At 61.9% G+C, this 25103-nt stretch carries 21 protein-coding genes; 14 read left to right on the top strand and 7 right to left on the bottom strand.

Annotation, left to right across the window (positions count from 1 at the left end):
* Window positions 1–13: 13 nt before the first annotated feature.
* The 4 genes from rsxG (at window position 14) to gloA (ending at window position 2552) form a co-directional block, all read left to right on the top strand.
* On the top strand, window positions 14–646 hold the full coding sequence (gene rsxG, locus IU367_RS08550; RefSeq protein WP_043556436.1) for an electron transport complex subunit RsxG: 633 nt from the start codon (window positions 14–16) through the stop codon (window positions 644–646).
* A 16-nt stretch (window positions 647–662) separates the two neighbouring features.
* Window positions 663–1421 (top strand): electron transport complex subunit E, encoded by a 759-nt coding sequence (locus IU367_RS08545; protein ID WP_172955321.1) that lies wholly within the window; start codon window positions 663–665, stop codon window positions 1419–1421.
* 14 nt (window positions 1422–1435) lie between these two features.
* Window positions 1436–2077 carry an endonuclease III gene (nth, locus tag IU367_RS08540; protein ID WP_103470518.1) on the top strand — a complete coding sequence of 214 codons (642 nt, stop codon included), beginning with the start codon at window positions 1436–1438 and terminating at the stop codon, window positions 2075–2077.
* Between the two features lie 61 nt (window positions 2078–2138).
* The gene (gloA, locus tag IU367_RS08535) at window positions 2139–2552 is read left to right on the top strand and encodes a lactoylglutathione lyase (protein WP_042869625.1); all 414 of its coding nucleotides are present in this window, start codon (window positions 2139–2141) and stop codon (window positions 2550–2552) included.
* A gap of 73 nt (window positions 2553–2625) precedes the next feature.
* Here the strand turns inward: gloA and IU367_RS08530 are convergent, their stop codons facing one another.
* The gene (locus IU367_RS08530) at window positions 2626–3501 is read right to left on the bottom strand and encodes a flagellar protein MotY (protein WP_172955320.1); all 876 of its coding nucleotides are present in this window, start codon (window positions 3499–3501) and stop codon (window positions 2626–2628) included.
* Between the two features lie 68 nt (window positions 3502–3569).
* The gene (locus tag IU367_RS08525) at window positions 3570–5543 is read right to left on the bottom strand and encodes a methyl-accepting chemotaxis protein (protein WP_274454031.1); all 1974 of its coding nucleotides are present in this window, start codon (window positions 5541–5543) and stop codon (window positions 3570–3572) included.
* A gap of 148 nt (window positions 5544–5691) precedes the next feature.
* Between IU367_RS08525 and rnt the strand changes: the two genes are divergently transcribed.
* The 3 genes from rnt to IU367_RS08510 all read left to right on the top strand — a co-directional run bounded on the left by rnt (window position 5692) and on the right by IU367_RS08510 (window position 8355).
* Window positions 5692–6354, top strand: a complete 663-nt coding sequence (gene rnt / locus IU367_RS08520; RefSeq protein ID WP_181003508.1) for a ribonuclease T — start codon at window positions 5692–5694, stop codon at window positions 6352–6354.
* A gap of 262 nt (window positions 6355–6616) precedes the next feature.
* Window positions 6617–7939, top strand: coding sequence for a Na+/H+ antiporter family protein (locus IU367_RS08515; protein ID WP_103470515.1), 1323 nt, complete (start codon window positions 6617–6619; stop codon window positions 7937–7939).
* Window positions 7940–7956: 17 nt separating this feature from the next.
* Entirely contained in the window at window positions 7957–8355 is a 399-nt protein-coding gene (locus IU367_RS08510) for a hypothetical protein (protein ID WP_274454030.1), read from the top strand.
* A gap of 84 nt (window positions 8356–8439) precedes the next feature.
* Here the strand turns inward: IU367_RS08510 and IU367_RS08505 are convergent, their stop codons facing one another.
* From IU367_RS08505 to ydiJ, 4 genes are all read right to left on the bottom strand, one after another.
* Window positions 8440–10320, bottom strand: a complete 1881-nt coding sequence (locus IU367_RS08505) for a DEAD/DEAH box helicase (RefSeq protein ID WP_043139456.1) — start codon at window positions 10318–10320, stop codon at window positions 8440–8442.
* Window positions 10321–10501: 181 nt separating this feature from the next.
* The gene (locus IU367_RS08500; protein WP_043556441.1) at window positions 10502–10963 is read right to left on the bottom strand and encodes a hotdog fold thioesterase; all 462 of its coding nucleotides are present in this window, start codon (window positions 10961–10963) and stop codon (window positions 10502–10504) included.
* A 122-nt stretch (window positions 10964–11085) separates the two neighbouring features.
* Window positions 11086–11574, bottom strand: coding sequence for a hypothetical protein (locus tag IU367_RS08495; protein WP_241326090.1), 489 nt, complete (start codon window positions 11572–11574; stop codon window positions 11086–11088).
* Window positions 11574–14630, bottom strand: coding sequence for a D-2-hydroxyglutarate dehydrogenase YdiJ (ydiJ, locus tag IU367_RS08490; protein WP_274454029.1), 3057 nt, complete (start codon window positions 14628–14630; stop codon window positions 11574–11576). The genes IU367_RS08495 and ydiJ overlap by 1 nt, the downstream gene beginning before the upstream one ends.
* Before the next feature lie 169 nt (window positions 14631–14799).
* Here ydiJ and IU367_RS08485 point away from each other — a divergent pair, with 169 nt between their 5' ends.
* The 3 genes from IU367_RS08485 (at window position 14800) to IU367_RS08475 (ending at window position 18953) form a co-directional block, all read left to right on the top strand.
* Complete coding sequence (locus IU367_RS08485) at window positions 14800–15726, top strand: cation diffusion facilitator family transporter (RefSeq protein ID WP_274454028.1); 927 nt, start codon at window positions 14800–14802, stop codon at window positions 15724–15726.
* Between the two features lie 311 nt (window positions 15727–16037).
* Complete coding sequence (locus IU367_RS08480; protein WP_098983753.1) at window positions 16038–17573, top strand: TerC family protein; 1536 nt, start codon at window positions 16038–16040, stop codon at window positions 17571–17573.
* 258 nt (window positions 17574–17831) lie between these two features.
* Complete coding sequence (locus tag IU367_RS08475; RefSeq protein ID WP_274454027.1) at window positions 17832–18953, top strand: alkene reductase; 1122 nt, start codon at window positions 17832–17834, stop codon at window positions 18951–18953.
* A gap of 108 nt (window positions 18954–19061) precedes the next feature.
* Here IU367_RS08475 and IU367_RS08470 read toward each other — a convergent pair whose 3' ends face one another.
* Window positions 19062–20081 (bottom strand): adenosine deaminase, encoded by a 1020-nt coding sequence (locus tag IU367_RS08470; RefSeq protein ID WP_103470508.1) that lies wholly within the window; start codon window positions 20079–20081, stop codon window positions 19062–19064.
* 214 nt (window positions 20082–20295) lie between these two features.
* On the opposite strand from IU367_RS08470, the gene IU367_RS08465 reads away from it, so the two are divergent.
* From IU367_RS08465 to asnB, 4 genes are all read left to right on the top strand, one after another.
* A complete protein-coding gene (locus IU367_RS08465; protein ID WP_043139434.1) occupies window positions 20296–21045 on the top strand; it encodes an HAD-IIA family hydrolase in 750 nt (249 codons plus the stop codon).
* A gap of 91 nt (window positions 21046–21136) precedes the next feature.
* Window positions 21137–22711 (top strand): cation:proton antiporter family protein, encoded by a 1575-nt coding sequence (locus IU367_RS08460; RefSeq protein ID WP_274454026.1) that lies wholly within the window; start codon window positions 21137–21139, stop codon window positions 22709–22711.
* 114 nt (window positions 22712–22825) lie between these two features.
* Window positions 22826–23194: a cupin domain-containing protein gene (locus IU367_RS08455; protein ID WP_274454025.1), complete on the top strand. Its 369-nt coding sequence runs from the start codon at window positions 22826–22828 to the stop codon at window positions 23192–23194.
* 193 nt (window positions 23195–23387) lie between these two features.
* Window positions 23388–25052, top strand: a complete 1665-nt coding sequence (gene asnB / locus IU367_RS08450; protein WP_274454024.1) for an asparagine synthase B — start codon at window positions 23388–23390, stop codon at window positions 25050–25052.
* Window positions 25053–25103: the final 51 nt, after the last annotated feature.

Raw genomic sequence — 25103 nt, 5'->3', positions numbered from 1 at the left:
CAGGAAAGATTCAATGTTAAAGAGCATGCGCAAGAACGGTGTCACCCTGGCGCTGTTTGCCCTGGCCTGCACCGCCGTCGTGGTGCTGACCAATGAGCTGACCCGCGACAGGATCGCCCATCAGCAGCAGCTGGAGAAGCTGCGCACCCTCTCGGCCCTGTTGCCGGAAGGGAGCTATGACAATGATCTGGTGGCCAGCTGCAAGCGGGTGCAGAGCAAGACCTATCTGGGCAGCGATCAGGCCATGCCGCTCTACACAGCGACCCTGCAGGGCGAGACCACAGGCTATGCGCTGGAAACCGTGGCCCCCGACGGCTACAGTGGGGCCATCCGCCTCATCGTCGGCACAGATGCCAAGGGCAACGTCAGTGCGGTGCGGGTGCTGGCCCACAATGAGACGCCGGGCCTGGGTGACAAGATAGAGTTGAAGAAATCGAGCTGGATCAACAGTTTTGTCGGCAAGTTCCTCAACCGCGACAACGAGGCCAACTGGGCGGTGAAGAAGGACGGTGGTGAATTCGATGCCTTCACCGGCGCCACCATCACACCCCGTGCCGTGGTCAAGGCGGTGAAGAACCTGCTGCTGTTGCAGCAGGAACACCCTGAATTGCTGCGGGATGCCCCCTCCTGTGACGCCACCCCATAACGCCGGAGCACAAGCCATGGAACAAGTTGATGTGATTGACGGCCAGAGCCTCGCCAACGAAGGCAATGGCCGCCGCGAAGAGCTCAAGGAGCTGATGCTACAGGGGCTGTGGAAGAACAACCCCTCCCTGGTACAGGTGCTGGGGCTCTGCCCCACCCTGGCTGTCTCCTCCACCTTCACCAATGCGCTGGGGCTGGGATTGGCCACCATGGTGGTGCTGGTCAGCTCCAACCTCGCCATCTCCCTGGTGCGCAACCTGGTGCCCAAGGATATCCGCATCCCGGTCTACGTGATGATCATCGCCGCCCTGGTGACCAGCGTGCAGCTGTTGATGAACGCCTACACCTATGGCCTCTATCAGGCGCTCGGCATCTTCATCGCCCTGATCGTCACCAACTGCGTCATCATAGGCCGGGCCGAGGCCTATGCCTCCAAGAACCCGCCTCTGCTGGCGGCCCTCGACGGCTTCATGATGGGGCTGGGCTTCACCCTGGTGCTGCTGGTGCTGGGGGGGCTGCGGGAGATCATCGGCATGGGCACCCTGTTCGACGGCGCCGACCTGCTGCTGGGGGACTGGGCCAAGTCCTTGCGCATCGAGCTGTTCCACGCCGACGCCAGCCTGCTGCTGGCGATCCTGCCTCCCGGCGGCTTCATCGGTCTGGGCCTGATGATCGCCGGCAAGAACGCCATCAACGACCGGCTGGGCCGCAAGCAGGCCGCCGAGAAGGCCCACTGCGCCGTGCCGGCGGCGGGTGCCCGCGCGACCCAGCTCTGAGACAAGAGGGAGCCATGAACAACCAGAAACGCAGGCAGATCCTGGAGCGGCTGCGGGACGACAATCCCCACCCGACCACAGAGCTCAACTTCAAGACACCGTTCGAGCTGCTGATCGCCGTGCTGTTGTCGGCCCAGGCCACAGACGTGAGCGTCAACAAGGCCACCGACAAGCTCTATCCGGTGGCCAACACGCCCCAGGCCATGCTGGATCTGGGGGTAGACGGGGTGAAGCAATACATCAAGACCATAGGCCTGTTCAACACCAAGGCCGAGAACGTCATCAAGACCTGCGCCATCCTGCTGGAGCGCCACGGCGGCGAGGTGCCGGAGAACCGCGAGGCGCTGGAAGCCCTGCCCGGCGTCGGTCGCAAGACCGCCAACGTGGTGCTCAACACCGCCTTCGGCTGGCCCACCATAGCCGTCGATACCCACATCTTTCGGGTGTCGAATCGCACCGGTTTCGCGGTGGGCAAGAACGTGGATCAGGTGGAAGAGAAACTGCTGAAAGTGGTGCCCGCCGAGTTCAAGCTGGACGTGCACCACTGGTTGATCCTGCACGGCCGTTACACCTGTCTGGCTCGCAAACCCCGCTGTGGTTCCTGTATCATCGAGGACCTTTGCGAGTACAAAGAGAAGATCTACCCGGAGAGCTAGGCAACCATTGCCTCCTCCTGCCTGATTACAGAATCGTGAATACCAAGGGGAGAATTAAGCCATGAGAATTCTGCACACCATGCTGCGCGTCGGCGATCTGCAACGCTCCATCGACTTCTACACCCGGGTGCTGGGGATGAAGCTGCTGCGCAAGAGCGAGAACAGCGAATACAAGTACACCCTGGCCTTCGTCGGTTACGGCGACGAGAAGGATGAGGCCGTCATCGAGCTCACCTACAACTGGGGTGTGAGCGAGTATGAGCTGGGATCGGCCTACGGCCACATCGCGCTGGAAGCGGACGACATCTATGGCACCTGCGATGCGCTGCGTGCCGCCGGCGCCAAGATCACCCGCGAGCCGGGCCCGGTCAAGGGTGGCAAGACGGTCATCGCCTTCGTGGAAGATCCGGATGGTTACAAGATTGAACTGATCGCCAAGAAAGATGCAGGCACAGGCCTGGGTGACAGCTTCTAAGACATGGTCAGGACAAGATCCCCATAAAAAAAGAGCGCCAAGGCGCTCTTTTTCATTGAATGATATCCGCCCATCAGATGGTGCCATTGCGGCCCATGTTGATCACCACACGCCGGTTCCTGGCGCGGCCATCTTCGGTTTCGTTGGAGGCGACGTGCTGCTTCTCGCCATGCCCCTCGACCGAGACCTTGCCGGGTTCGATACCCAGATCCACGAACACCTTCTTGATGGCATCGGCCCGTTTCTCGGAGAGTTTCTGGTTCGGCCAGCGACCACCATAACTGTCGCTGTAGGCGTCGATCACCACCACGTCTATGCTCTTGTCGACCTTCACATACTCGCCGATCATCGCCAGCCGCCGTTTGGAGGCGAGCGACAGCTGGTCGCTGTTCTTGTCATAGGTGAGCACGCTGAAGGCGATGTCGTTGAAGCTGTATGGCAGCAGGCCGTTCAGGCAATCCACGAAAGCCTGATACTTGACCCGGAAGTTGACCGAGGAGAGCGACACCCGCACCGGCCGGTTCTGCCGATACCAGTCGCGGTACTGGAAGGTCGGCATGCGCCCCCCCTCCAGCTCGTCCAGCATGGTCCAGGCGGTCTGCCCCTCCACTAGGCCATCGAACTGCTGGTAGAAACGCAGCTGGCTCACTTCCCGTCCGGCGATGCCAGGGCGCCAGACTGGCGGCATGATCCCCAGACTGACCGTCTGGGTCTGGGCCTGCTGGCGCAGCCCCTTGAGTTCAAAATCCAGATTGATCTTGCGGCCGGCCCGGCTGACGAAGGCACCCGTACCCCAGTTGGGAATAGGGTGTTCGAGGCGACACTCCACTTGCGTGTCCGAGGTCAGGCGCCAGACGGATTGATCCAGGCCGGCACCAAACTCGGTGACGCCCGCCTGTAACTGCATACTCACGGATATGCTGACCAACCCTAACATCCAAGCGTTCAACTGCCTGCCCTCCACACGATCTCACGTTAGGTATCGGCAAGGGCAGGACAAGCTTTAGGGCAAACCACTCAGTGGGGTGCAGGACGCTCCATCAGCTTGAAACTGGCGATGCGGCCCGCCAGCTCGCGAGCCAGCAGATCCAGCTCGGCGCTGTTCTGCTGCAAGGTTTCCGAGTGCAGGCGATGGGCCTCGTACACCTCGCGTATGGTCATCACGTTGTGCTGTATGTCGTCGGTGACGTAGCGCTGCTCCTCGGTGGCCGTCGCCACCTGGGCCGTCATGTCGCTCACCTTGCGCACCTCGTTGACTATGTCGGTCAGCTCGCTGCCCGCCCGCTTGGCCTCGGTCACGCTCAGGCCCGCCTGCTCTGTGCCCAGGTGCATGGCGGTGACCGCCTGATTGGCGCCCTGGCGCAAACGGACCAGCATACGCGCTATGTCGTCGGCGGCCTGCTGGGTACGGGAGGCGAGCGCCCTCACCTCTTCGGCCACCACCGCAAAACCGCGGCCTGACTCACCGGCACGGGCCGCTTCGATGGCGGCGTTGAGGGCCAGCAAATTGGTGCGATCCGAGATCTGCTTGATGAGGTTGAGCGCCTCGCCGACCGACTCTGTATCCTGATGCAGGCTGTCCACCAGTTGCTGGGTATCGATCAGGGTGCCCGCCACCTGCTGGATGGCGTCTATGGTCTGATCCACCTCTTTATCACCCTGACGGGCACGGCCTATGGCCTGCTGAGTCGCCAGCGAGGTCTGGGTCGCGTTGCGCGCAATCTCGGCCACGGTGGAAGCCATCTCGGTGGCGGCGGTCGCCACCAGATCCACCTGACCAAAGCCCCTGACCACGCCGGCGTTGACCTCGGCGATCACGTCTGCCGACGCGGCGGCGCTGCGGGCCAGCACCTCGCAGGAGCGGCGCACCGCCAGCAGCAGCCCCTCGAGATGCGCGAGGAAATGGTTCAGATCCCGTGCCAGCGCGCCCAGCTCGTCACCGGATTGCCAGTTGACCCGCACCGTCAGGTCATTCTCCTGCACCAGCCGTTTGAAGGTCTGGTGCAGGGCCATGAAGCCCAGATGCAGATCCCGCACCACCCGCCAACAGACGAAGGTGGTCAGCGCCACGCACAGCAAGACACCTATGGCGGCCCACCAGAAGTCGCTGGCACTTTGGGCCCGCATCTGGCCGACCCGCTCGGACAGCTGCTGGTAGAGGCGATCCTCACTCTCCTTGAGCAGGCCAATCTTGTCTGTGCTCAAGGCAAACCAGGCCTCGGCATCGACCCCGAAGCCCCCGGTGGCCGCCTTGTCCAGCGCCAGTTTTTCCATGGCGGCCACCTTGGCCACCACGGGAGAGGCCAGGCTGTCGGCCAGCAGCTGACGCTGTGACGGGCTCGCCACCGCCTGGAAGCGTTCGAGATAGGTATTCTGGGCCGCCAGCAGGGAGATGAATTGCTGCAACAGCGCGGGGGTGAAGCCGTCACGACCGAACACATTGCTCAGGGTCGCCCGCTCCAGCCCCATGCGCTCCTTGCTCTGCAAGAAGGCGGCATAGGCATTGGTCTGCAGCGCTATGTCGGCATCCTGGCTGTTGAGGCTGACCTGATCCACCACGGCCAGCAGCTGACTGATGAGACGGCTGTAGAAGCTGACCTGCTCCGCCACCTCGACCCCCAGCGCACTGACCCGCTCGCGCATGGCGACAAGCCCGGTCAGTGCCTGTTGCACCTCTCCCAGCGCCAGCAGGGCGGGCTCCTCGTGGAAACGTGCCAGCAGGGTATCGACCAGCTTGCGCTGGGCGGGCAGAGCGTCGCGGAACTTGTTGCCGCCGGAGCCCAAAAAGCCCGCCGACATGCCGCGCTCCTTTTGCAGCTCGTGGGCCAGTTGCGCAGCCTCCCGCACCACCTCGAGCGCGACCTGCGCCTGCGCCATCTCCTGCTCGACCCGATAACGCTCATACACGTATCGGCCGGAGAAAAACAGCAAGGCCAGCAGCGGCAGGCAGACCACCAGCAACATCTTGTGCGCCAATCCCAGCTTATTCATCGTCGCTCCCCATTCCATTGTTGAAGTGGTCAATTATAAGCCCGAGTGTCGATAATAGAATCAGACACCTGTCTCATGGCTGCGGATGAGGGACAAGGGCCGGCTTTTTTGCCATAATGCCGCCTCATTTCACGCCGACCGAGATACCATGACCGACGCTGTTCACACCCTCAAGGGCCGTTTTCGTGGCTTTTACCCCGTCGTCATCGATGTTGAAACCGCCGGGTTCAATGCCAGAACCGACGCCTTGCTGGAAATCGCCGCCTATACCCTCAAGATGGATGAGGATGGCTGGCTTCTGCCCGACCAGATCTTTCATTTTCACGTCGAGCCATTCGAAGGCGCCAACCTGGAGAAGGCGGCGCTGGAGTTCACCGGCATAGATCCCTTCAATCCGCTGCGCGGTGCCGTCAGCGAGAGAGAAGCGCTGACCGAGATCTTCAAGGGCATTCGCAAGGGGATGAAGGAGCACGACTGCGGCCGCGCCATCATAGTGGCCCACAACGCCACCTTCGATCACGGCTTCGTGATGGCCGCCGCTGAGCGCGCCGGCCTCAAGCGCAATCCGTTCCATCCGTTTGCCACCTTCGATACCGCCGCCCTCTCCGGCCTAGCACTGGGACAAACCGTACTGGCCAAGGCGTGTCAGAGCGCCCGCATCCCGTTTGACAATAAAGAGGCGCACTCCGCCCTGTATGACACAGAACGCACTACCGAGCTGTTCTGTCATATCGTCAACCGCTGGAAGAGCCTGGGTGGCTGGCCACCGGCCCATCCGGACGAGGCCACCGCCGACGATGCAAGCGAATAACCGGTTTGAGCAATGAGCAAGAAGGCTGCCCTGGCAGCCTTCTTCTATTGGGTTGGCAGTATCAAGCTGGTTTGACCAGAATGGCGAAAACAGGCCCATACAAGGCCGTTTTTCATCCCCACGCCCACCTTGTCACCCCAGGCCAGCCGAGAATGCTGCCAACTGGCGTTTTCCCTGATTTTTTACTCGACATTTGTCACGTTTTTCGCAAACTAACGGCCTTTCACATGACAGACAGCAACACAATCTATAAGGAAATCAAATGAATCCTGTTGTTATCGCAGTTGCGCTGATGCTGGTGCTCAGCCTGCTGCGGATCAATGTGGTGGTCTCCCTCTCCATCGGCGCCATCGTCGGCGGCCTGATCGGCGGACTCTCACTGCAGGAGACCCTCAGCACCTTTACCGGTGGTCTGGGTGGCGGCGCCGAAATCGCCCTCTCCTATGCCATGCTGGGGGCCTTTGCGGTCGCCATCTCCCGCTCCGGGATCACCGACCTGCTGGCCCGCAAGGTGATCAGCCAGCTCGGCAAGGATGCCAGCAGCTCTCGCATCCTCTGGGTCAAGAGCCTGCTGCTCACCTCGGTACTGGCGGTGTCCATCTCCTCCCAGAACCTGATCCCGGTGCACATCGCCTTCATTCCCATTCTGATCCCGCCGCTGCTGCACGTCATGGCCCAGATGCAGATCGACCGCCGTCAGGTGGCCTGCGTCATCACCTTCGGCCTGACCGCAACCTATATGCTGTTGCCGGTCGGTTTTGGCGGCATCTTCCTCAACAACATCCTGGCCAAGAACCTGATCGACAACGGCGTGCCGGTCGAGCACGGCCAGCTGCCGCTGGCGATGGCTATTCCTGTGCTGGGCATGTTCGTCGGTCTCTTGATCGCTGTCTTCATCAGCTACCGCAAGCCGCGCCAATATGATCTGGAAAAGATCCTGGCCGCCGAGCCGGAAACGGTGGAGCTCAACCTCAACCACATCTGGGTGGCCCTGCTGGCCATAGGCGTGGCACTGGGGCTGCAGTTGATGACCAACAGCATAGTGCTGGGGGCGCTGGCCGGTTTCGTCATCTTCACCTGCGGCGGCGTCATCAAGTTTCGCGAAAGCCAGGACGCCTTCACCCAGGGCGTGCGCATGATGTCCCTCATCGGTTTCATCATGATTTCGGCCGCCGGCTTCGCCGCCGTGATGAAGGCCACCCACGGGGTGGAGAGCCTGGTGCAGTCCGTCTCTGCGGTGATCGGGGATCAGAAGGGCCTCGCCGCCTTCCTGATGCTGCTGGTTGGCCTCCTGATCACCATGGGGATAGGCTCCTCCTTCTCCACAGTGCCCATCATAGCCACCATCTATGTGCCGCTGTGCATCCACCTCGGCTTCTCACCCATGGCCACCATAGCCCTGGTGGGCGCTGCCGGTGCGCTGGGGGATGCGGGTTCCCCCGCCTCCGACTCGACGCTCGGCCCCACCTCCGGCCTCAACGCCGACGGCCAGCACGACCACATCTGGGACAGCGTGGTGCCCACCTTCATCCACTACAACATACCGCTCATCATCTTCGGCTGGATTGCCGCCATGGTGCTCTGAGCCCCCGGACAAGATAGATGCAGACACGAAAAGGCGACCTCAGGGTCGCCTTTTCGTTGTCCGTCATGTGCAACCCGTCCTCCAGCCAGCCTGAACTTGACACGGGAGCCCTGCTGGCAGGCACTCGCTTGGCTCGGGATAAGCACCATATGCTCCGGCCTAGATGTCACAGCTGTCTGCTGGCTTGTCCCAACACTGGTGTTACAGACTGGAGGACAGAGGCAGGCGACAGGGCAAAGGTCAAGGCAGAGGCAGAGGCAGAGGCAGAGGCAGAGGCAGAGGCAGAGGCAGAGGCAGAGGCAGAGGCAGAGGCAGAGGCAGAGGCAGAGGCAGAGGCAGAGGCAGAGGCAGAGGCAGAGGCAGAGGCAGAGGCAGTATGCTGGCGCTCCCTGACTAACACAATCCCGGCCTCTTGAGCGGAGCCAGGCCCCAGACCAGCCAAATGACAGGCAACAAAAAGGCCGCTCGATGAGCGGCCTTTTTATCAAGACTATCGGGACTTAGCTGTCGCGGCGCTTGTTGCCACCGAACTTGCGATCCTTGTTGAAGCCACCTTCACGGCGCTCCCCGCTCTTGTTGAACGGACGGTCACCGCTGGGGCGGCGATCCTTGTTGAAGGGACGATCGCTGCGCGGCGGACGGGGGGCAGTGTTGCTGCCGGCCGGCACTTCGGTGTAGCGGGTGATCATCAGCGGACGCTGACAAACACGGGCTTTCTTGATCACTTCCAGTACATCGGCGGTCATGCCCTTGGGCAGATCGACGGTGGAGAAGTCATCGGCGATGTCGATGTTGCCGATGAAACGGCTCTCGATGTTCGCTTCGTTGGCGATGGCGCCCACGATCTGGCCCGGCTTGACGCCGTGATGGGCACCCACGTCTACGCGGTAACGCTCCATCTCTACATCAGGATTGTCTTTCAGCGGACGCGGTTCGAGAGACGGCATGCGACGGGCAGGACGATCACCACGGTCGGCGAAGTCACGACCACCGTCACGGCGTTCGAAGTCACGGCCACCACGATCGTTGCTCGGGTTGAACTGCGGCTCTGGGATGGACTCATCCAGCAGCAGCGGTTGGTCACCCTGCACCAGCTTGGCCAGTGCGGCAGCCAGCTCCAGCGGATCGGCAGAATCTTCTTCGATCAGCTCGTTCACCAGGTTGTGGTAGATCTCAAGCTCTTCGCCCATCATGGTTTCCCGGATGCGCTCTTTGAACTTGGTCATACGGTGCTGGTTGATGTCCTCGGTGCTCGGCATCTTCATCGGCTCGATGGCCTGACGAGTGGCGTGCTCGATGGCGCGCAGCATGCGGCGCTCACGGGGAGCAACAAACAGGATGGCCTCACCCTTGCGACCAGCACGGCCGGTACGGCCGATACGGTGTACGTAGGATTCGGTATCGTACGGAATGTCGTAGTTCACCACGTGAGTGATGCGCTCAACGTCCAGACCACGGGCGACAACGTCGGTGGCGATCAGGATGTCCAGCTGGCCTTGACGCAGCTTGTCGACGGTACGCTCACGCAGCTTCTGCGGGATGTCACCGTGCAGCGCTTCACAGGCGTGACCACGGGCGGCCAGTTTGCCAGCCAGCTCTTCGGCCGCGTTCTTGGTGCGCACGAAGACCAGTACGGCTTCGTACGGCTCGACTTCCAGCAGACGGGTCATGGCGTCCAGCTTGTGCAGACCGGTTACCTGCCAGTAGCGCTGGCGGATGGTCGGTGCAGTGGACGTCTTGGTGATGATCTTGATCTCTTTCGGCTGCTTCAGGTGCTTCTGGGCAACACGACGGATCTGGTCCGGCATGGTGGCAGAGAAGAGTGCGACCTGACGAGTGCTCGGGCACTGTTCCATGATCCAGTCCACGTCGTCGATGAAGCCCATACGCAGCATTTCATCGGCTTCGTCCAGAACCAGGGCTTTCAGGCCGGAGAGGTCCAGGTTCTTGCGACGGATCAGGTCCATCACACGGCCAGGGGTACCCACGACAACCTGAGCACCACGACGCAGGGCGCGGGTCTGGGTTTCGTAAGAGGAACCACCGTAGATGGGCAGAACATGGAAGTCCGGCATGTGCTTGGCGTAACGTTGGCACGCCTCGGCAACTTGCAGCGCCAGTTCACGGGTCGGTGCCAGCACCAAAACCTGGGTATTGCGGTTACCAGCTTCCAGACGAGACAACAGAGGCAAGGCAAAAGCAGCGGTCTTCCCTGTACCGGTTTGCGCCTGCCCCAGCAGATCGTGTCCCGCCATCAGGTGGGGAATTGCTGCGGCCTGGATCGGTGACGGGCGCTCATAGCCCACGTCCTGCAGCGCTTTCAATACAGGCGCGGCCAGTCCAAGCTCACTAAAAAGGGGCAGTTGTTCGGTATCAGACATAGATTCTTCCAGATTAAGGCAGGCGGCTAAGCACCGCGGAATAGCAAAAAGGCGGCGATTATAGCGCCACTTTGTTCTGCTGTCTTGAAAAATGTGATAAGCCTCTCAAGACGTTGGCAATTATAGAGGGATCTTGCGACTATGGCTTGCTTATTTTGCACTCATGGTGCGTTATTGCAGATCACTCCTCGCTGGAGTCCTTGCCCCGCTTGTGTTTGAGCACCGCCATGGTCAATCGACTGGTGCACAATAAACGCTCACGTTCGTCCCGAATTTCAATCTGCCACACCTGGGTCGTTGCCCCCAGATGCAGTGGCGAGCAACGCCCCGTCACCACCCCTTCCCGCTTGGCCCGCAGGTGGTTGGCATTCACTTCCAGTCCCACGCAGTAGCTGTCCGCGCCCACCGCCATGTTGGCGGCCAGGGATCCCAGCGTCTCTGCCAGCACCACGGACGCACCGCCGTGCAGCATGCCAAGGGGCTGATGGGTGCGGTGATCCACCGGCATGGTGGCCGCCAGCCAGTCAGGGCCAAAAGCGGTGTAAACGATGTCCAGGTGGGCCATCAGAGTGTTGCGGGAACTGGCATTGAGCCCCTCCAGGCTCATGGGCTTGCGCCAGATGGCGCTATTCTCTTGACTCATGGCGAGCAGACTCCTTGTGTGATCAACAGGTTATACATGAGCAGTGTCGGCGAAAAAGGGCTGGAAAAGAAGATGCCCCTATCAGGGGGCATCTTGCCAAGCCAGCTCCTGATGCCGGGACCTCACCAGGGATAGGTCACGCCGGGCCACTCGGCCCAGGGCTGCTCCCGCCCCGGCAGGCAGGGTTCTGGCCAGTGCCATACCTTGCCCAGCCAGAGCCGCAGCTCGGCTTCCAGCTCGGCATCGGTGAGGGGGGCCTCGGCCAGCTTCCAGAAGAACAATTCCACCGCCACCTCCGGCAGCACCGAGGGGTAGAGATAGACCCCGCCCCAAAATTGCGGCTCACGCTCCGGGCTCCAGAGACCATAGGCGAACGAGCGCTTGGCCAGAAACTCGGAACGCTGCCACTCCAGATCCCCCTCGTGCTGGCCCAGACTGAACTGGGCTGAGGGCCAGACGTCATCCGGGCGAAACAACTGGTGCAGTTGCTCGCGCTCACGCTGCATGGCCACAAACTCCACCACAGCCTGACTCTGGGCGACAGGCAACAGCAGGAAGTGCGGGTGCCGAAAGGCTTGCGGCACCCGAAACCGCTTGGGCAGCGTCAGCATCAGAGCAGTTCCAGCAGGGCCTGCAGCGGATGCTTGAGTTTCTCCCCCTCCATCCGCTTGACCTGGCTGCGGCACGAGTAACCTGTGGCCAGACAGCGCTCTTTGGGCAGGCGGGAGAGCGGCTCTGCCCAGCTAAGCCCGTAGATCCCCTTGGAATTTTCCACCTGTTTGGCGTCGTGGCCATAGGTGCCGGCCATGCCGCAGCAGCCCACAGACACAGGCTGCAAGCGGGCCCCAAAACGCTGGAACAAGGTGCCCCAGTCACCGTGGGTCGAGGGCTTGGAGGTCTTCTCGGTGCAGTGGGCAAACAGATACCAGGGCTCGGCCTGTTCACCCTCGCTCACCCTGCTCTCGGGAGCGGGTAAAGATAGCAGCCACTCCTGGGGCAGCAGCACCTGGAAGTCGCCACGGGCCGAACCAAGGGCCTTGGCATACTCGTCCCGATAGCAAAGCACCAGTGAAGGATCGACCCCCACCATGGGAATGCCGAGCGCCGCTATCTTGTTGAGGAACTGGGCACTGTTGGCTGCGGTGCGGGCAAAGGCACGCAGGAACCCCTTCACGTGCTGGGGCTTGCCGTTGGGCTTGAATGGCAGCAGATAGGGTTGCAGCCCAAGCTTGCTGGCAAGCTTCACCAAGTCCCGCACCACGGGGGCGTCGTAATAACTGGTGAAGGGATCCTGCACTATGAGCACCACTTTGGCACGCTGCTCCGGGCTCATGGCCTCGAGGCCCGGCAGGTCGAAATAGCGCGCCTTGTTGTCGTGCAGGGATTCGGCCAGGGTCGGCACCGAGAGCAGGGGCACATCCACCATGCCGATGCTCTTCTCGGTCGCCTTCTGGGCCCACTCTTTTTCCAGGAAGAAGTTGACCAGTTTCGGCGCTCTGGCCAGCAGGGGGGCATAGCTTTCGACGGTGCCGACGAAGTAATCCTTGGGGCCCCGCAGGTAGCGGCTGTGATAAAGCTGCATGAAACGGGCGCGGAAGGTGGGCACATCCACCTTGATGGGGCACTGGCTGGTGCAGGCCTTGCACGCCAGGCACCCTTCCATTGCCTCCATCACCTCGTGGGAAAAATCATACTGGCCGCGAGCGCGGGCCAGGGTGTTGCGAAACTTGTCGACAATCTGCTTGAAGCGCAGACCACCACTTTGCAGCGCCACCTCCTCGGCCAGGGGATCGAAGCCCTGCTGTGCCAGCTGGCGCAGCCATTCGCGCATCAGCCCGGCCCGCCCTTTCGGCGAGTGGCGGCGATCGCGGCTGATCTTGACCGAGGGGCACATGGGGGAGTCGGTCTCGAAGGTGAAACAGAGGCCGTTGCCGTTGCAATCCATGGCCCGGGTATAGCTTTCCCGCACCGCAATCGGGATCTGGCGGTCGAACTTGCCGCGCTTGGGCCCATCCACCGACACCAGTTCGGCCCCGCTGCCATAAGGCATGCAGATCTTGCCCGGGTTGATGCGGTTGGCCGGGTCGAAGGCGCCCTTGACCCGTTGCAGCTCTTCCCACAACTCGCCGAAGAAGGCGGGGCTGTATTCGGAGCGAAAACCCTTGCCGTGCTCGCCCCACATCAGGCCGCCATATTTGGCGGTGAGCGCCACCACCTGATCCGAGATGCGTCGCAGCAGCACCTCCTGCTCGGGATCGCACAAATCCAGCGCCGGGCGCACGTGCAGCACGCCCGCATCGACGTGACCGAACATGCCGTAGTCGAGGCCGTGACCATCGAGCAGGGCGCGAAATTCCATGATGAAATCGGCCAGGGATTCCGGCGGCACGGCAGTATCTTCGGTGAAGGCCACCGGCTTCTTGCGTCCCTCGGCGTTGCCAAGCAGCCCTACCGACTTCTTGCGCATGGCGTAGATGGTCTCGATGCTGGCCAGGTGGTTGCACACCTGATAGCCGATGATGCCCGCCTCGCCACGCGCCAACAGATCGTCGATACGGCGGCACAGCTCGACCACCTTGGCTTGATGCTCGCCCTCGTCTGTGTCGGCAAACTCGACGATGTTGAGCCCCTGCAGATCCTTGCCGGGCACGTCCTCAATGAAGGCCTTGACCGAATGCCAGATGATGTCGGCGCGAGCCAGCCCCAGCACCCGTGAGTCCACCGTCTCCACCGACAGCGCCTGGGCCTCCACCATAAAGGGGGCATTGCGCAGAGCCGACGGGAAGCTGTCGTACTTGACGTTGACCAGGGTGCGATAGCGCGGGATGGGGGTGATGTTGAGCCTGGCTTCTGTGATAAAACCCAGGGATCCTTCCGAGCCGCATAGCACCCGACTGACATCCAGGGTGTCGGTATCGGGCTGATAGAGATGCTTGAGGTCGTAACCGGTCAGAAAGCGGTTGAGCTTGGGGAAGGTCGCCTCTATGTCAGCGCGCCGTTCCTTGCCGATGCGATAGAGGGTGCGATAGATCTCCCCCTCCCGGCTTTCAAGGGCCAGCTTGTCGGCGAGACGCGCGCCATTGACCGGCTCGGTCGCCATGATGTCGCCGTTTTCCAGCACTGCTTTCAGGCCAAGCACGTGATCCGAGGTCTTGCCGTAGACCAGCGACCCCTGACCGGACGCATCTGTGTTGACCATGCCCCCCAGGGTGGCGCGGTTGGAGGTGGAGAGATCCGGCGAGAAGAAGTAACCGTGGGGTTTGAGATAGGCGTTGAGCTGGTCTTTCACCACCCCGGCCTGGGCCCGCACCCAGCCCTCTTCCAGATTAATTTCCATGATCTGGTTCATATGGCGCGAGAGATCGACGATAATGCCGCCGCCCAAGGATTGACCATTGGTGCCGGTACCGCCGCCGCGAGGGAAGAAACTCAAGGTTGCGTACTCGGGCCCCTGGGCCAGCTTGAGCATCACCGCAATATCGTCTGCACTGCGCGGATAGAGAACCGCCTGAGGTACAACCTGATAGACGCTGTTATCCGTCGCCATCGCCAACCGGCTTGCATAAGACTTTTCGATATCACCACGAAATGCGCTGCGCTCTAGCAACTCAAGAAACTGCAGGGTTGCGGGTGACAAACTGTCCTGGTAATCGAGTCTCGGGATCATGAATCCTTGTTCCCATCCTTTGCTTGATGCCGGTACTCCGGCGACAACGACCGTTCGGGCCAGCCTCTTCGCGGGCCCCCGAACCAGTCCGCTCACATGTGAGCGGGCAGTATATCAGCTAGAAAACCGCTTGCGCGCGCAATCTTCACCATTTGAAAGGAGGACTTTTATGGCTCATTACAGCCATGTTATCAGTACGCTGATCCGCACCGAAAAACAGGCGCTGACCCTGTCGCTGTTCGGTTGCATCACCTTTGCCATCTTCGGCATCGGCTATGGCCTGTTCGTCGGCTCCAACGCCATCATGCTCGATGGCATCTTCACCCTGTTCAGCATGGGCATGACGGGGCTCGGGCTCATCACCGCCTATCTCGTTACCCGTCCCTCCGATGATCGCTTCCAGTACGGCTACGCCCACTTCGAGCCCATCACCAACGTCATCAACGGCGCCATCATTCTGCTGCTCTGCCTCGGCGCCTTCTACAGCGGTATCACCTCCCTGCTGGCAGGAGGCCGGGAGATCGATCTCGGCCACGCCCTCGTCTACGCCGCCGTCTGCACCTTCTTCTGCGCCATCATCTATCGCATCGAAGCCCGGGTCGCCGAGCAGATTGACTCCGAGCTGGTGCGGGTCGACTCCAAGGAGTGGCTGGTGGATACCCTGCTCAGCGCCACCCTGCTGATCGGTTTCGTGGTGGCCATCGGGCTCGATGTTCTCGGCTACGGCCACTACAACCGCTACATAGATCCCGTGCTGGTCACCCTGCTGGCCCTCTGCGCCACCCTGATCCCCATCAAGGTGCTGGGTCGCAACCTGCGGGAGGTGCTGAAGATTGCCCCCAAGGGGGATGTGCCCCGGCAAGTTGAGCAGGAGATCGAGGCCCTGCGCCTGCGCCATGGCATCGAGTGCTACAGCCATCTGGCGAAAAGCGGCCGCCGCTTCGATCTGGAATTGAACATTCTGGTGGCGCCGGGGCAGGAGTGGCCCATAGAGCGCCAGGATGCCCTGCGCCAGGAGCTCTGGTCCCGCCTCGGCGATACCCTGGGGGATGCCTGGCTCTCGGTCTGCTTCACCCGCGAGAAGCGCTGGTTGTAAAGACCGGTCGGGGGAGTGCGACCCGGTCGCCTCCCCCTGCGCCCTCACATCTTGAGCGCCCTGCGCTTGTCAAATTAATCGCCATGCGCTTGCCAACGCGCCGATTCCCGCTATCATCAGGGCTCATTTTTAACCCGAGGTTTTATTGCCCATCATGGACAATCCCCGAAGTTGCCCTTCGTTTCTCCCTGTCAAAATGTATCTGTTATTGCTCCACCAGCGCCTCTGAAAACACCCAAGTTTCGTGCTCCCACGGCCATTTTTCGCCGTCACTGACACCCGCTCTGTCTGTTTTTTATTGAGGTCATTACATGGAATTGCTGCTGGATCCCCACATCTGGGTGGGTCTGTTTACCCTGATCATTCTGGAAATCGTGCTGGGGATCGACAACCTGGTCTTCATCGCCATCCTGGTGAAAAAACTGCCCCCCGCCCAGCGGGACAAGGCCCGCATCATAGGCCTGTCGCTGGCCCTGCTGATGCGTCTGGGCCTGCTGGCGGTGATGTCGTGGCTGGTGACCCTGACCGCCCCCATTCTTCAGCTCGGCGAGCTCGTCTTCTCCGGTCGGGATCTCATCCTGATGGGCGGCGGCCTGTTCCTGCTGTTCAAGGCCACCACAGAGCTGCACGAGCGGCTTGAGGCCAACCCCGAGTCCGGCGGCCACAGCGGCGTCTACGCCAGTTTCGGTGTTGTGGTGGCGCAGATCCTGGTGCTGGATGCCGTCTTCTCGCTGGACTCCATCATCACTGCGGTGGGCATGGTGGAACACCTGGGCGTCATGATGGCGGCCGTGACCATCGCCATGCTGGTGATGGTGCTCGCCTCCAAGCCCCTGACCCAGTTCGTCAACGCCCACCCGACCGTGGTGGTGCTCTGCCTGAGCTTCCTGTTGATGATCGGCTTCAGCCTGGTGGCGGAAGGGTTTGGCTTCCATATTCCGAAGGGCTACCTCTACGCGGCCATCGGCTTCTCGGTGCTGATCGAGTTCTTCAACCAGCTCTCCCAGCGCAGTGCCGAGCGCCACGAGGCCAAGCAGCCCCTGCGCGAGCGCACCACGGCCGCCATCTTCAAGCTGATGGGCAGCAAGGCATATCAGGACAGACCGGACGATGATCTGGATGCGCCGGCGCCTGCGCCGCTGAGCTTTGGCGAGGAGGAGCGTTACATGGTGACCGGGGTCTTGTCGCTGGCCGAGCGCTCCATCCGCACCATAATGACGCCGCGCTCCGACATGGCCTGGATCGATGTCAACGACTCGCCCGAGGAGATCCGCGCCCTGCTGCAACAGGAGCCTCACAGCCTGTTCCCGGTCTGTGACGGCGATCTGGACGAGATCATAGGCGTGGTCAAGGCGCGGGATCTGCTGTTTGCCCTCAACGAGGGGCAACCGTTGAGCGAGCTGGCCAAGCAGAACGACCCCATCATAGTGCCGCAGACCATCAACGTGATCCGGCTGCTGGCGGAGCTGCGCCAGGCCAAGGGCAGTCTGATCCTGGTCTCCGACGAGTTTGGCGTCATCCAGGGGCTGGTCACCACCCACGATCTGCTGGAGGCCATCGTCGGCGAACTGCCGGACGAGGACGAAACCCCGGACATGGTGCGCGACGGAGAAGGCTGGCTCATCAACGGCAGCACCAACATCCACCATGTGGAACAGGTGCTGGAACACGAGGGGCTGGTGAGCGAGAGCGACGAATACGTGACCCTGGCGGGCATGCTGCTCTCCCACTTCGGCTCCTTGCCCACCCCGGGCCAGCAGTTGCAACTGCAGCAGCTCTGCTTCGAGGTGGTCGAGGTGAGCGAGCGCCGCATCGAACGGGTACGGGTCATGCCGCTGGGGACCTGAGCCCAGGTCACATGAACAAGGAGGGCCGAGCAGGCCCTCTTTTTATGGCGCTGTTTGTTGCACTTTTTATTGCACGACACCGCAGCCAGCGCTCCCCTCCCAGTCCCTCAGCTGCCCGCTGGCGAGCCAGCGAGCGCCATCCAGACCCTGTGCCGATGGATTGATGCCATCACTGCAATTCTTTTCTGCAATTACCCCCCTTTTTCACAACAAGCCGCAGGGCTAGAGTGGCCTCACTCCCACCATGAGGAACTCAAGATGAGCCACGATCACCTGTTCTGCCCGCTGCGTCTGGGCCAGTTGCACCTTAACAACCGTATCGTCATGCCCCCCATGACCCGCTCCCGCGCTAGCCAACCCGGTGATGTGGCCAATGCCATGATGGCCACCTATTACGCCCAGCGCGCCGAGGCGGGCCTCATCATCAGCGAAGGTACCCAGGTAGACCCCATGGGCAAGGGCTATGCCTGGACGCCGGGGATCCACAGCGCCGAGCAAGTGGCCGGCTGGAAGGGGGTGACCGATGCCGTCCATGCCAAGGGGGGCACCATCTTCGCCCAGCTCTGGCACGTGGGCCGGGTCACCCACCCTGACAACCTGGGCGGCGCCCAGCCCATCTCGTCGTCGGCCATCAAGGCCGTGGGCGTCAAGGTGTTCGTCGATAACGGCAGCGATGCACCCGGCTTCGTGGAAACGGTCACCCCGCGCGCCATGACCCAGCAAGAGATAGATGCAGTGGTGGGCCAGTTCCGCCAGGCGGCCCGCAACGCCATGCTGGCCGGCTTCGACGGCATAGAGCTGCACGCCGCCAACGGCTACCTCATCAATCAGTTCCTCGACTCAGAGTCCAACACCCGCACCGACAACTACGGCGGCTCGCTGGAAAATCGCCTGCGTTTCCTGAAAGAGGTGACAGAGGCGGTCAGTGCCGAAATCGGAGCCGACCGCGTCGGGGTGCGCCTCGCGCCGCTCACCACCCTCAACGGCACAGTCGATGCCAACCCGCAGCAGACCTATCTGGCCGCCGCCCGCTTGCTGGGGGAGCTTGATGTCGTCTACCTGCACATCGCAGAGGCGGACTGGGACGATGCCCCCCTGATGCCGGAAAACTTCAAGCAGGGGCTGCGGGACGCCTTCCCCAACACCCTCATCTATGCGGGCAAATACGATGGCGAGCGAGCACGGGCCGCCCTCCAGGCCGGTTGGGCCGACATGATTGGCTTTGGTCGCCCCTTCGTGGCCAACCCGGATCTGCCAAACCGGCTGCGCCACGGCTACCCGTTCGCCCCCCACGATCCGGCCACCCTGTTTGGTGGTGGCGAACAGGGGCTGACCGACTACCCGACCTATCAAGAGGCCACCGAGCCACAATCGGCCTGATACCGGCCAGCGGCCCCTGTCGGCACGCCAGCCTGTCGAAACGCAGCAGGCCCGCCATCACTGGCGGGCCTGCTGTTTTGTGTCGCCGAGGCAGTTGGCCGCACGAGACTAGTAGAGGGCGACCCCGTAACAGGCGGCATAGCTCCTGATCTCCCGGGTGAGCCGTGCCTTGTCCGCCAGGCTGAGCCAGCTCGCCTCGACGGCATTGAGCGACAAGCGGCAGAGCTGATTCATGCTGGCGCCAAGGTCATGGGCCAGGGCGTGGAAGTTCGCCGCCATGTAGCCGCCGAAGTAGGCGGGATCGTCGGAGTTGATGGTGACGCAGAGCCCCTGCTCCAGCAGGGTGAGCACATTGTGATGGGCCATGCGGTCAAACACCTTGAGCCGGGTGTTGGAGAGGGGGCAGACGGTGAGCGGCAGCCGGGTATCGGCCAGATAGCGCAGCAGTTCGGGATCCTCTGCCGAGCGCACCCCGTGATCGATGCGCCGCACCTGCAACTCATTGATGGCCTGCCAGATGTACTCGGCAGGCCCCTCTTCACCCGCATGAGCCACCACCGGCAGCCCCAGCTCGCGGCAGCGGGCAAACACCCGGGCAAACTTGCTGGGCGGATTGCCCTTCTCCCCCGAGTCGAGGCCGATACCGTGAATGCGGGCGAGGAACGGCATCGCCTCAGCCAGGGTGGCGAAGGCGGCCTCCTCGCTCAGGTGACGCAGAAAGCTCATGATAAGGCGCCAGCTGATGCCCAACTCCCGCTCCCCCGCCTGCAGCGCGCGCTCTATTCCCCCCAGCACGATGGCAAGGGGCACGCCGCGGGCGGTATGCGTCTGGGGGTCGAAGAAGATCTCCACGTGCACCACCTTGTCGGCGGCGCAGCGTTCCAGATAGGCCCAGGTGAGGTCGAAGAAATCCTGCTCGGTGACGAGCACGCTGGCGCCCAGGTAGTAGAGATCGAGGAAGGTTTGCAGACAGTCAAAATCATAGGCGGCACGCACGCTCTCCACATCGGGCCAGGGCAGGGCCACCCCGTTGCGTTTGGCCAGGGCAAACATCAGCTCAGGCTCGAGCGTTCCTTCGATATGCAGGTGCAACTCCAGCTTGGGCAAACCGGCAATAAAGTTATCCATGATGACGGCTCCATCAACACACAGACCGCGGGATCTGCCACTCGCAGAGCGGATCCCTCCCCTCTTCTGCTCATTGTGCACCTATCTCTGATTGTGGGGGAGACTTGTCATCAAACAGACTTATAATGGCGTCACAAAAACAACATAACTGATTGAAGATATTAAGAGTTGGCGCAACTTTCCGCCGCCTCTTGCGCCTACACAAGGAGTCCCCATGAAGAAAAGTGTCATCTGTGACATCGACGGCGTCATACTGCACAACAACGATCTGGTGCCCGGTGCCGACCGCTTCGTCCATCGCCTGCTGGAGCAGGGCAGCAAGCTGTTGTTCCTCACCAACTACCCGGCCCAGACCCAGAAAGATCTGCAGAACCGCTTCCGCTCCGCCGGGATCGAGGTGCCGGAAGAGTGCTTCTACACCTCAGCCATGGGCACCGCCGATTTTCTCAAACGCCAGGATGGTAAAAAGGCCTATGTGATTGGCGAGGGTGCCCTGACCCACGAGCTCTACAAGGCCGGCTTCACCATCACCGACATAGACCCCGACTTCGTGGTGGTGGGCGAGACCCGCAACTACAACTGGACCATGATGCAGCTGGGCGCCAAGTTCGTCGATCAGGGGGCCCGCTTCATCGCCACCAACCCGGATACCCACGGCCCCATGATGCACCCGGCCTGCGGCGCCCTCTGCGCCCCCATAGAACGGATGACCGGCAAGAAGCCCTTCTATGTGGGCAAGCCGAGCGCCTGGATCATACGGGCGGCGCTCAACCGGATGGAGGCCCACTCCGATGACACCGTCATCATAGGCGACAACCTGCGCACCGATATTCTGGCAGGCTTCCAGGCCGGTCTCGAAACCGTGCTGGTGCTCTCCGGGGTGAGCAAGGTGGCGGATATCGATCGCATGCCGTTTCGCCCGAACCACATCTTCGACTCAGTCGTGGACATAGACATCGTCTGATCGCCGGCCCGGGCATGGCGCCGCCATGCCCGTCATCAGGCCGTCACCAGCATCTAGCCGGGGCTGACCCGCAGCCCCCGAAGGACGCGAAATGGAACCAATGATGATCGCCGTGGCCTTCGGGTGCGGCATGCTGGTCAACCTCATAGGGTTGCCACCCCTGCTGGGCTTTCTGGCCGCCGGCTTCCTCCTCAACGGCATGGGCTATCACAACACCCTGGCACTGAACGAGGTTGCCGATCTCGGGGTCACCCTGCTGCTGTTCACCATAGGTCTCAAGCTCAACGTCAAGACCCTGATGCGGCGCGATGTGTGGGGCACCACCAGCGTCCATCTGCTCTGCTCAACCCTGCTGTTTACCGTGGTTCTGCTGGTGTGCAAGGGGCTGGGGCTCGCGCTGGCCCTGTCGCTGGACTGGAAGCTGGCGCTGCTGCTCGGCTTTGCCCTCTCCTTCTCCAGCACCGTCTTTGCGGTCAAGGTGCTGGAGGATCGCAGCGACATGAATGCCCTCTACGCCCGGCTCGCCATCGGGGTGCTGGTCATGCAGGATGTGTTCGCGGTGGCCTTTCTGGCATTTTCCAGCGGCCAGTGGCCCAGCATCTGGGCACTCTGGGTGCTCGGCTTGCCGCTGCTGCGCCCCTTGCTGTTCAAGCTCCTGGAGCGGGCCGGCCACGGCGAGCTGCAGGTGCTGTTCGGGATCTTCCTGGCGCTGGTGGTGGGCGCCGCCGGTTTTGAGGTGGTGGGGCTCAAGCCCGATCTGGGGGCGCTCATCATCGGCATGATGCTGGCCTCCCACCCGGCCGCCGCCGGCTTGGCCAAGGCGCTGTTCAACCTCAAAGACCTCTTCCTCGTCTGCTTCTTCCTGACCATAGGTCTCAACGGCCTGCCGACCCACGATACCATGCTGCTGGCGCTGGCACTGGTGCTGGCGCTGCCGCTCAAGAGCGCGCTCTACTACCTGGTCTACAGCGGAGCCCACCTGCGGGTGCGTACCGCCCTGCTCTCCACCCTGGCGCTCACCAACTTCTCGGAGTTTGGCCTGATCGTGGCCGCCATCGCCGCCAAGGCGGGGTGGATCTCCCACGAGTGGCTGGTCGCCCTTTCACTGGCGCTGGCGGCAAGCTTCATGATCTCGGCACCGCTCAACAGCCAGAGCGAGCGGATCTACCACAGACTCGGCAGCTGGCTGCGCGGGATCCAGGCCAACACCCTGCACCCGGAGGACAGGCCCATCGAACTCGGCGATGCCGAGGTGATCATCCTCGGCATGGGCCGCATCGGCCAGGGCGCCTACTTCGAGCTGGAGAACAAGTACGGCACAGTGATCCTCGGGGTGGAGAACGACAGCGAGAAGCTGCCCACCCTGCGCGCCCAGGGGATGAACGTCATCGAGGGAGACGCCACAGATACCGACTTCTGGGACAAGGTACTGCTCTCCAACCAGGTCAACCTTGTGCTGCTGGCCATGCCCCACCACTCGGGCAATCTCTACGCCATCGAGAAGCTGCGCAGCCACGGCTTTGGCGGCAAGATAGCGGCCATAGTCCGCTTCGAGGATGACATAGCCTCCCTGCGCGAACAGGGGGTGGATGCTGTGTTCAACGTCTACGACGAGGCGGGCAGCGGCTTCGCCCGCCATGTCATCAAGCGGTTGCAGCCACGCTGACGACGCTTGGCAAGGTGAGACGTATCGTTTACGTTATGCACAACTGTGTTTAATAAAACGAACAAACGCGGGACCAGTATGGTCCCGCTTTTATATCCTTGCCAAGGAGGCACCATGAAGACCCTCAACGACTGGATCCTGCTCAGCAGCCACCAGGCCGCCCCCGCCCCGCTGATACCCGCCCCCGAGCGCATTAAAGCGGGCAACCCGGCGCAAACTGTCTCGAACCACTACTCGGATCCGAGCCAGCAGTTTCACGTGGGCTTCTGGGCCTGCGAACCCGGCCGCTGGGCCATCCACTACACGGAGCACGAGTATTGCCAGCTGCTGGAAGGGGATGTGGTGATCCACGACAGTCAGGGCGGCCAGCTTGCCCTCAAACCGGGGGATCAGTTCATTATTCCGGCAGGCTTTGTCGGGCAGTGGGAGACACTCACCCCCTGTCGCAAGCTCTATGTGATCTTCGAGCCCGCCACCGCTTGACGCGCGCGTCAAGTCGCCCCTCGGAACCCGCCGCTTGATGCCCCCGTCGACTTGACGTTTGCGGCATGATTTTGTGCGGTTTTCCCGCTTGCAAAAGGCTTTTGCGCTAGGCATTGTGATTGGCGAGGAATGTAAATGGAATTTCGAGCCCGTTCGTGGGGGGCTCCTATAAAAATCAAGAGGATTACCGCCAATGTGTTCTATTTTCGGCATTCTGGACATCAAATCCGATGCAGCAGCCTTGCGCAAATCGGCCCTGGAGATGTCCAAGCGATTGCGTCACCGCGGTCCTGACTGGTCCGGCGTCTACAGCACAGACAAAGCCATACTGGTGCACGAGCGCCTGGCCATCGTCGATCCGGGCAATGGCGCCCAACCGCTCTACAACCCGGAGCGCACTCACGTATTGGCCGTCAACGGCGAGATCTACAACCACAAAGAACTCGAGAAGAACCTCAAGGTCGACTTCCAGTTCCAGACCCACTCCGATTGCGAGGTGCTGCTGGCCCTCTACAAGGAGAAGGGCCCCGCCTTTTTGGACGATCTCAACGGCATCTTCGCCTTCATCCTCTATGACGCCGAGCAGGATGCCTACCTGATTGGTCGTGACCACATGGGGATCATCCCCCTCTATACCGGTCGCGACGAGCACGGCAACTTCTATGTCGCCTCCGAGATGAAGGCCCTGGTGCCGGTATGCAAGAGCGTTGAAACCTTCCCGCCGGGACATTACCTGTGGAGCAAGGATGGCGAGCTCAAACAGTGGTACAAGCGTGACTGGATGGAGTACGCAGCGGTCGAGCACAAGGTCAGCGACCGGGCTGAACTGAAAGCCGCGCTGGAAGCGGCAGTCAAGCGCCAGCTGATGTGCGACGTGCCCTATGGCGTGTTGCTCTCCGGCGGTCTGGATTCCTCCGTCATCTCCGCCATCACCAAGATCTATGCCGCCCGCCGGGTGGAAGACGATGGCAAGAGCGAGGCCTGGTGGCCCCAGCTGCACTCCTTCGCAGTCGGCCTGGAAGGCTCGCCGGATCTCGCCGCCGCCCGCAAGGTGGCCGATCACCTCGGCACCATCCACCACCAGATCCACTTCACAGTGCAAGAGGGTCTGGATGCCCTGCGCGACGTCATCTATCACCTCGAGACCTATGACGTCACCACCATCCGCGCCTCTACCCCCATGTACCTGATGGCCCGTTACATCAAGGCGATGGGGATCAAGATGGTGCTGTCGGGCGAGGGTTCGGACGAGCTGTTTGGCGGTTACCTCTACTTCCACAAGGCGCCGAATGCCAAAGAGTTCCACGAGGAGAACGTGCGCAAGCTCGCCTCCCTGCATCTGTATGACTGCCTGCGGGCCAACAAGTCCATGGCCGCCTGGGGCGTGGAGGGTCGCGTGCCCTTCCTCGACAAGGAGTTCATGGACGTGGCGATGCGCCTCAACCCTGCCGACAAGATGTGCGGCAACGGCAAGATCGAGAAACACATACTGCGCGAAGCGTTCGAGGAGCTGTTGCCCCACGAAGTGGCCTGGCGCCAGAAGGAGCAGTTCTCCGACGGCGTGGGTTACTCCTGGATTGACAGCCTCAAGGCCATGGTCGAAATCGAAGTGACGGATCAGATGTTCGAGGCGGCGGCGTTCCGCTTCCCCGTCAACACCCCGCTCACCAAGGAGGCCTACTACTACCGCGCCATCTTCGACGAGCACTTCCCGCTGGAGTCCGCCGCCCGTACCGTGCCCTACGGCAAGTCGGTCGCCTGCTCTACCCCGACCGCCTTGGAGTGGGATGCCAAATTCAAGGAGATGGCAGACCCCTCCGGTCGCGCCGTGATGGACGTCCACCAGCAGAGTTACTGATCCGCTGACGGATATCCTGGCCAACCAGCCAACAACAAAGCCCCTCGCGAG

Origin of the sequence: Aeromonas bestiarum (genome assembly GCF_028751155.1) — a bacterium.
In the GTDB taxonomy this organism is placed as follows: domain Bacteria; phylum Pseudomonadota; class Gammaproteobacteria; order Enterobacterales; family Aeromonadaceae; genus Aeromonas; species Aeromonas bestiarum.
Note: the sequence above shows the minus strand (reverse complement) of the source record. Positions and strands in the feature narration are given on the sequence as shown.

Bases quoted from the DNA above. Each gene is read 5' to 3' on its own strand.
- IU367_RS08495 (WP_241326090.1), bottom strand. From the start codon at position 11,574: ATGCTGACGCTGCCCAAGCGGTTTCGGGTGCCGCAAGCCTTTCGGCAC.
- IU367_RS08525 (WP_274454031.1), bottom strand. From the start codon at position 5,543: ATGAATAAGCTGGGATTGGCGCACAAGATGTTGCTGGTGGTCTGCCTG.
- IU367_RS08545 (WP_172955321.1), top strand. From the start codon at position 663: ATGGAACAAGTTGATGTGATTGACGGCCAGAGCCTCGCCAACGAAGGC.
- IU367_RS08470 (WP_103470508.1), bottom strand. From the start codon at position 20,081: ATGGATAACTTTATTGCCGGTTTGCCCAAGCTGGAGTTGCACCTGCAT.
- IU367_RS08485 (WP_274454028.1), top strand. From the start codon at position 14,800: ATGGCTCATTACAGCCATGTTATCAGTACGCTGATCCGCACCGAAAAA.
- rnt (WP_181003508.1), top strand. From the start codon at position 5,692: ATGACCGACGCTGTTCACACCCTCAAGGGCCGTTTTCGTGGCTTTTAC.
- nth (WP_103470518.1), top strand. From the start codon at position 1,436: ATGAACAACCAGAAACGCAGGCAGATCCTGGAGCGGCTGCGGGACGAC.
- gloA (WP_042869625.1), top strand. From the start codon at position 2,139: ATGAGAATTCTGCACACCATGCTGCGCGTCGGCGATCTGCAACGCTCC.
- IU367_RS08510 (WP_274454030.1), top strand. From the start codon at position 7,957: ATGCAGACACGAAAAGGCGACCTCAGGGTCGCCTTTTCGTTGTCCGTC.
- IU367_RS08500 (WP_043556441.1), bottom strand. From the start codon at position 10,963: ATGAGTCAAGAGAATAGCGCCATCTGGCGCAAGCCCATGAGCCTGGAG.
- IU367_RS08515 (WP_103470515.1), top strand. From the start codon at position 6,617: ATGAATCCTGTTGTTATCGCAGTTGCGCTGATGCTGGTGCTCAGCCTG.
- IU367_RS08480 (WP_098983753.1), top strand. From the start codon at position 16,038: ATGGAATTGCTGCTGGATCCCCACATCTGGGTGGGTCTGTTTACCCTG.
- IU367_RS08505 (WP_043139456.1), bottom strand. From the start codon at position 10,320: ATGTCTGATACCGAACAACTGCCCCTTTTTAGTGAGCTTGGACTGGCC.
- IU367_RS08455 (WP_274454025.1), top strand. From the start codon at position 22,826: ATGAAGACCCTCAACGACTGGATCCTGCTCAGCAGCCACCAGGCCGCC.
- IU367_RS08465 (WP_043139434.1), top strand. From the start codon at position 20,296: ATGAAGAAAAGTGTCATCTGTGACATCGACGGCGTCATACTGCACAAC.
- rsxG (WP_043556436.1), top strand. From the start codon at position 14: ATGTTAAAGAGCATGCGCAAGAACGGTGTCACCCTGGCGCTGTTTGCC.
- asnB (WP_274454024.1), top strand. From the start codon at position 23,388: ATGTGTTCTATTTTCGGCATTCTGGACATCAAATCCGATGCAGCAGCC.
- IU367_RS08460 (WP_274454026.1), top strand. From the start codon at position 21,137: ATGGAACCAATGATGATCGCCGTGGCCTTCGGGTGCGGCATGCTGGTC.
- ydiJ (WP_274454029.1), bottom strand. From the start codon at position 14,630: ATGATCCCGAGACTCGATTACCAGGACAGTTTGTCACCCGCAACCCTG.
- IU367_RS08475 (WP_274454027.1), top strand. From the start codon at position 17,832: ATGAGCCACGATCACCTGTTCTGCCCGCTGCGTCTGGGCCAGTTGCAC.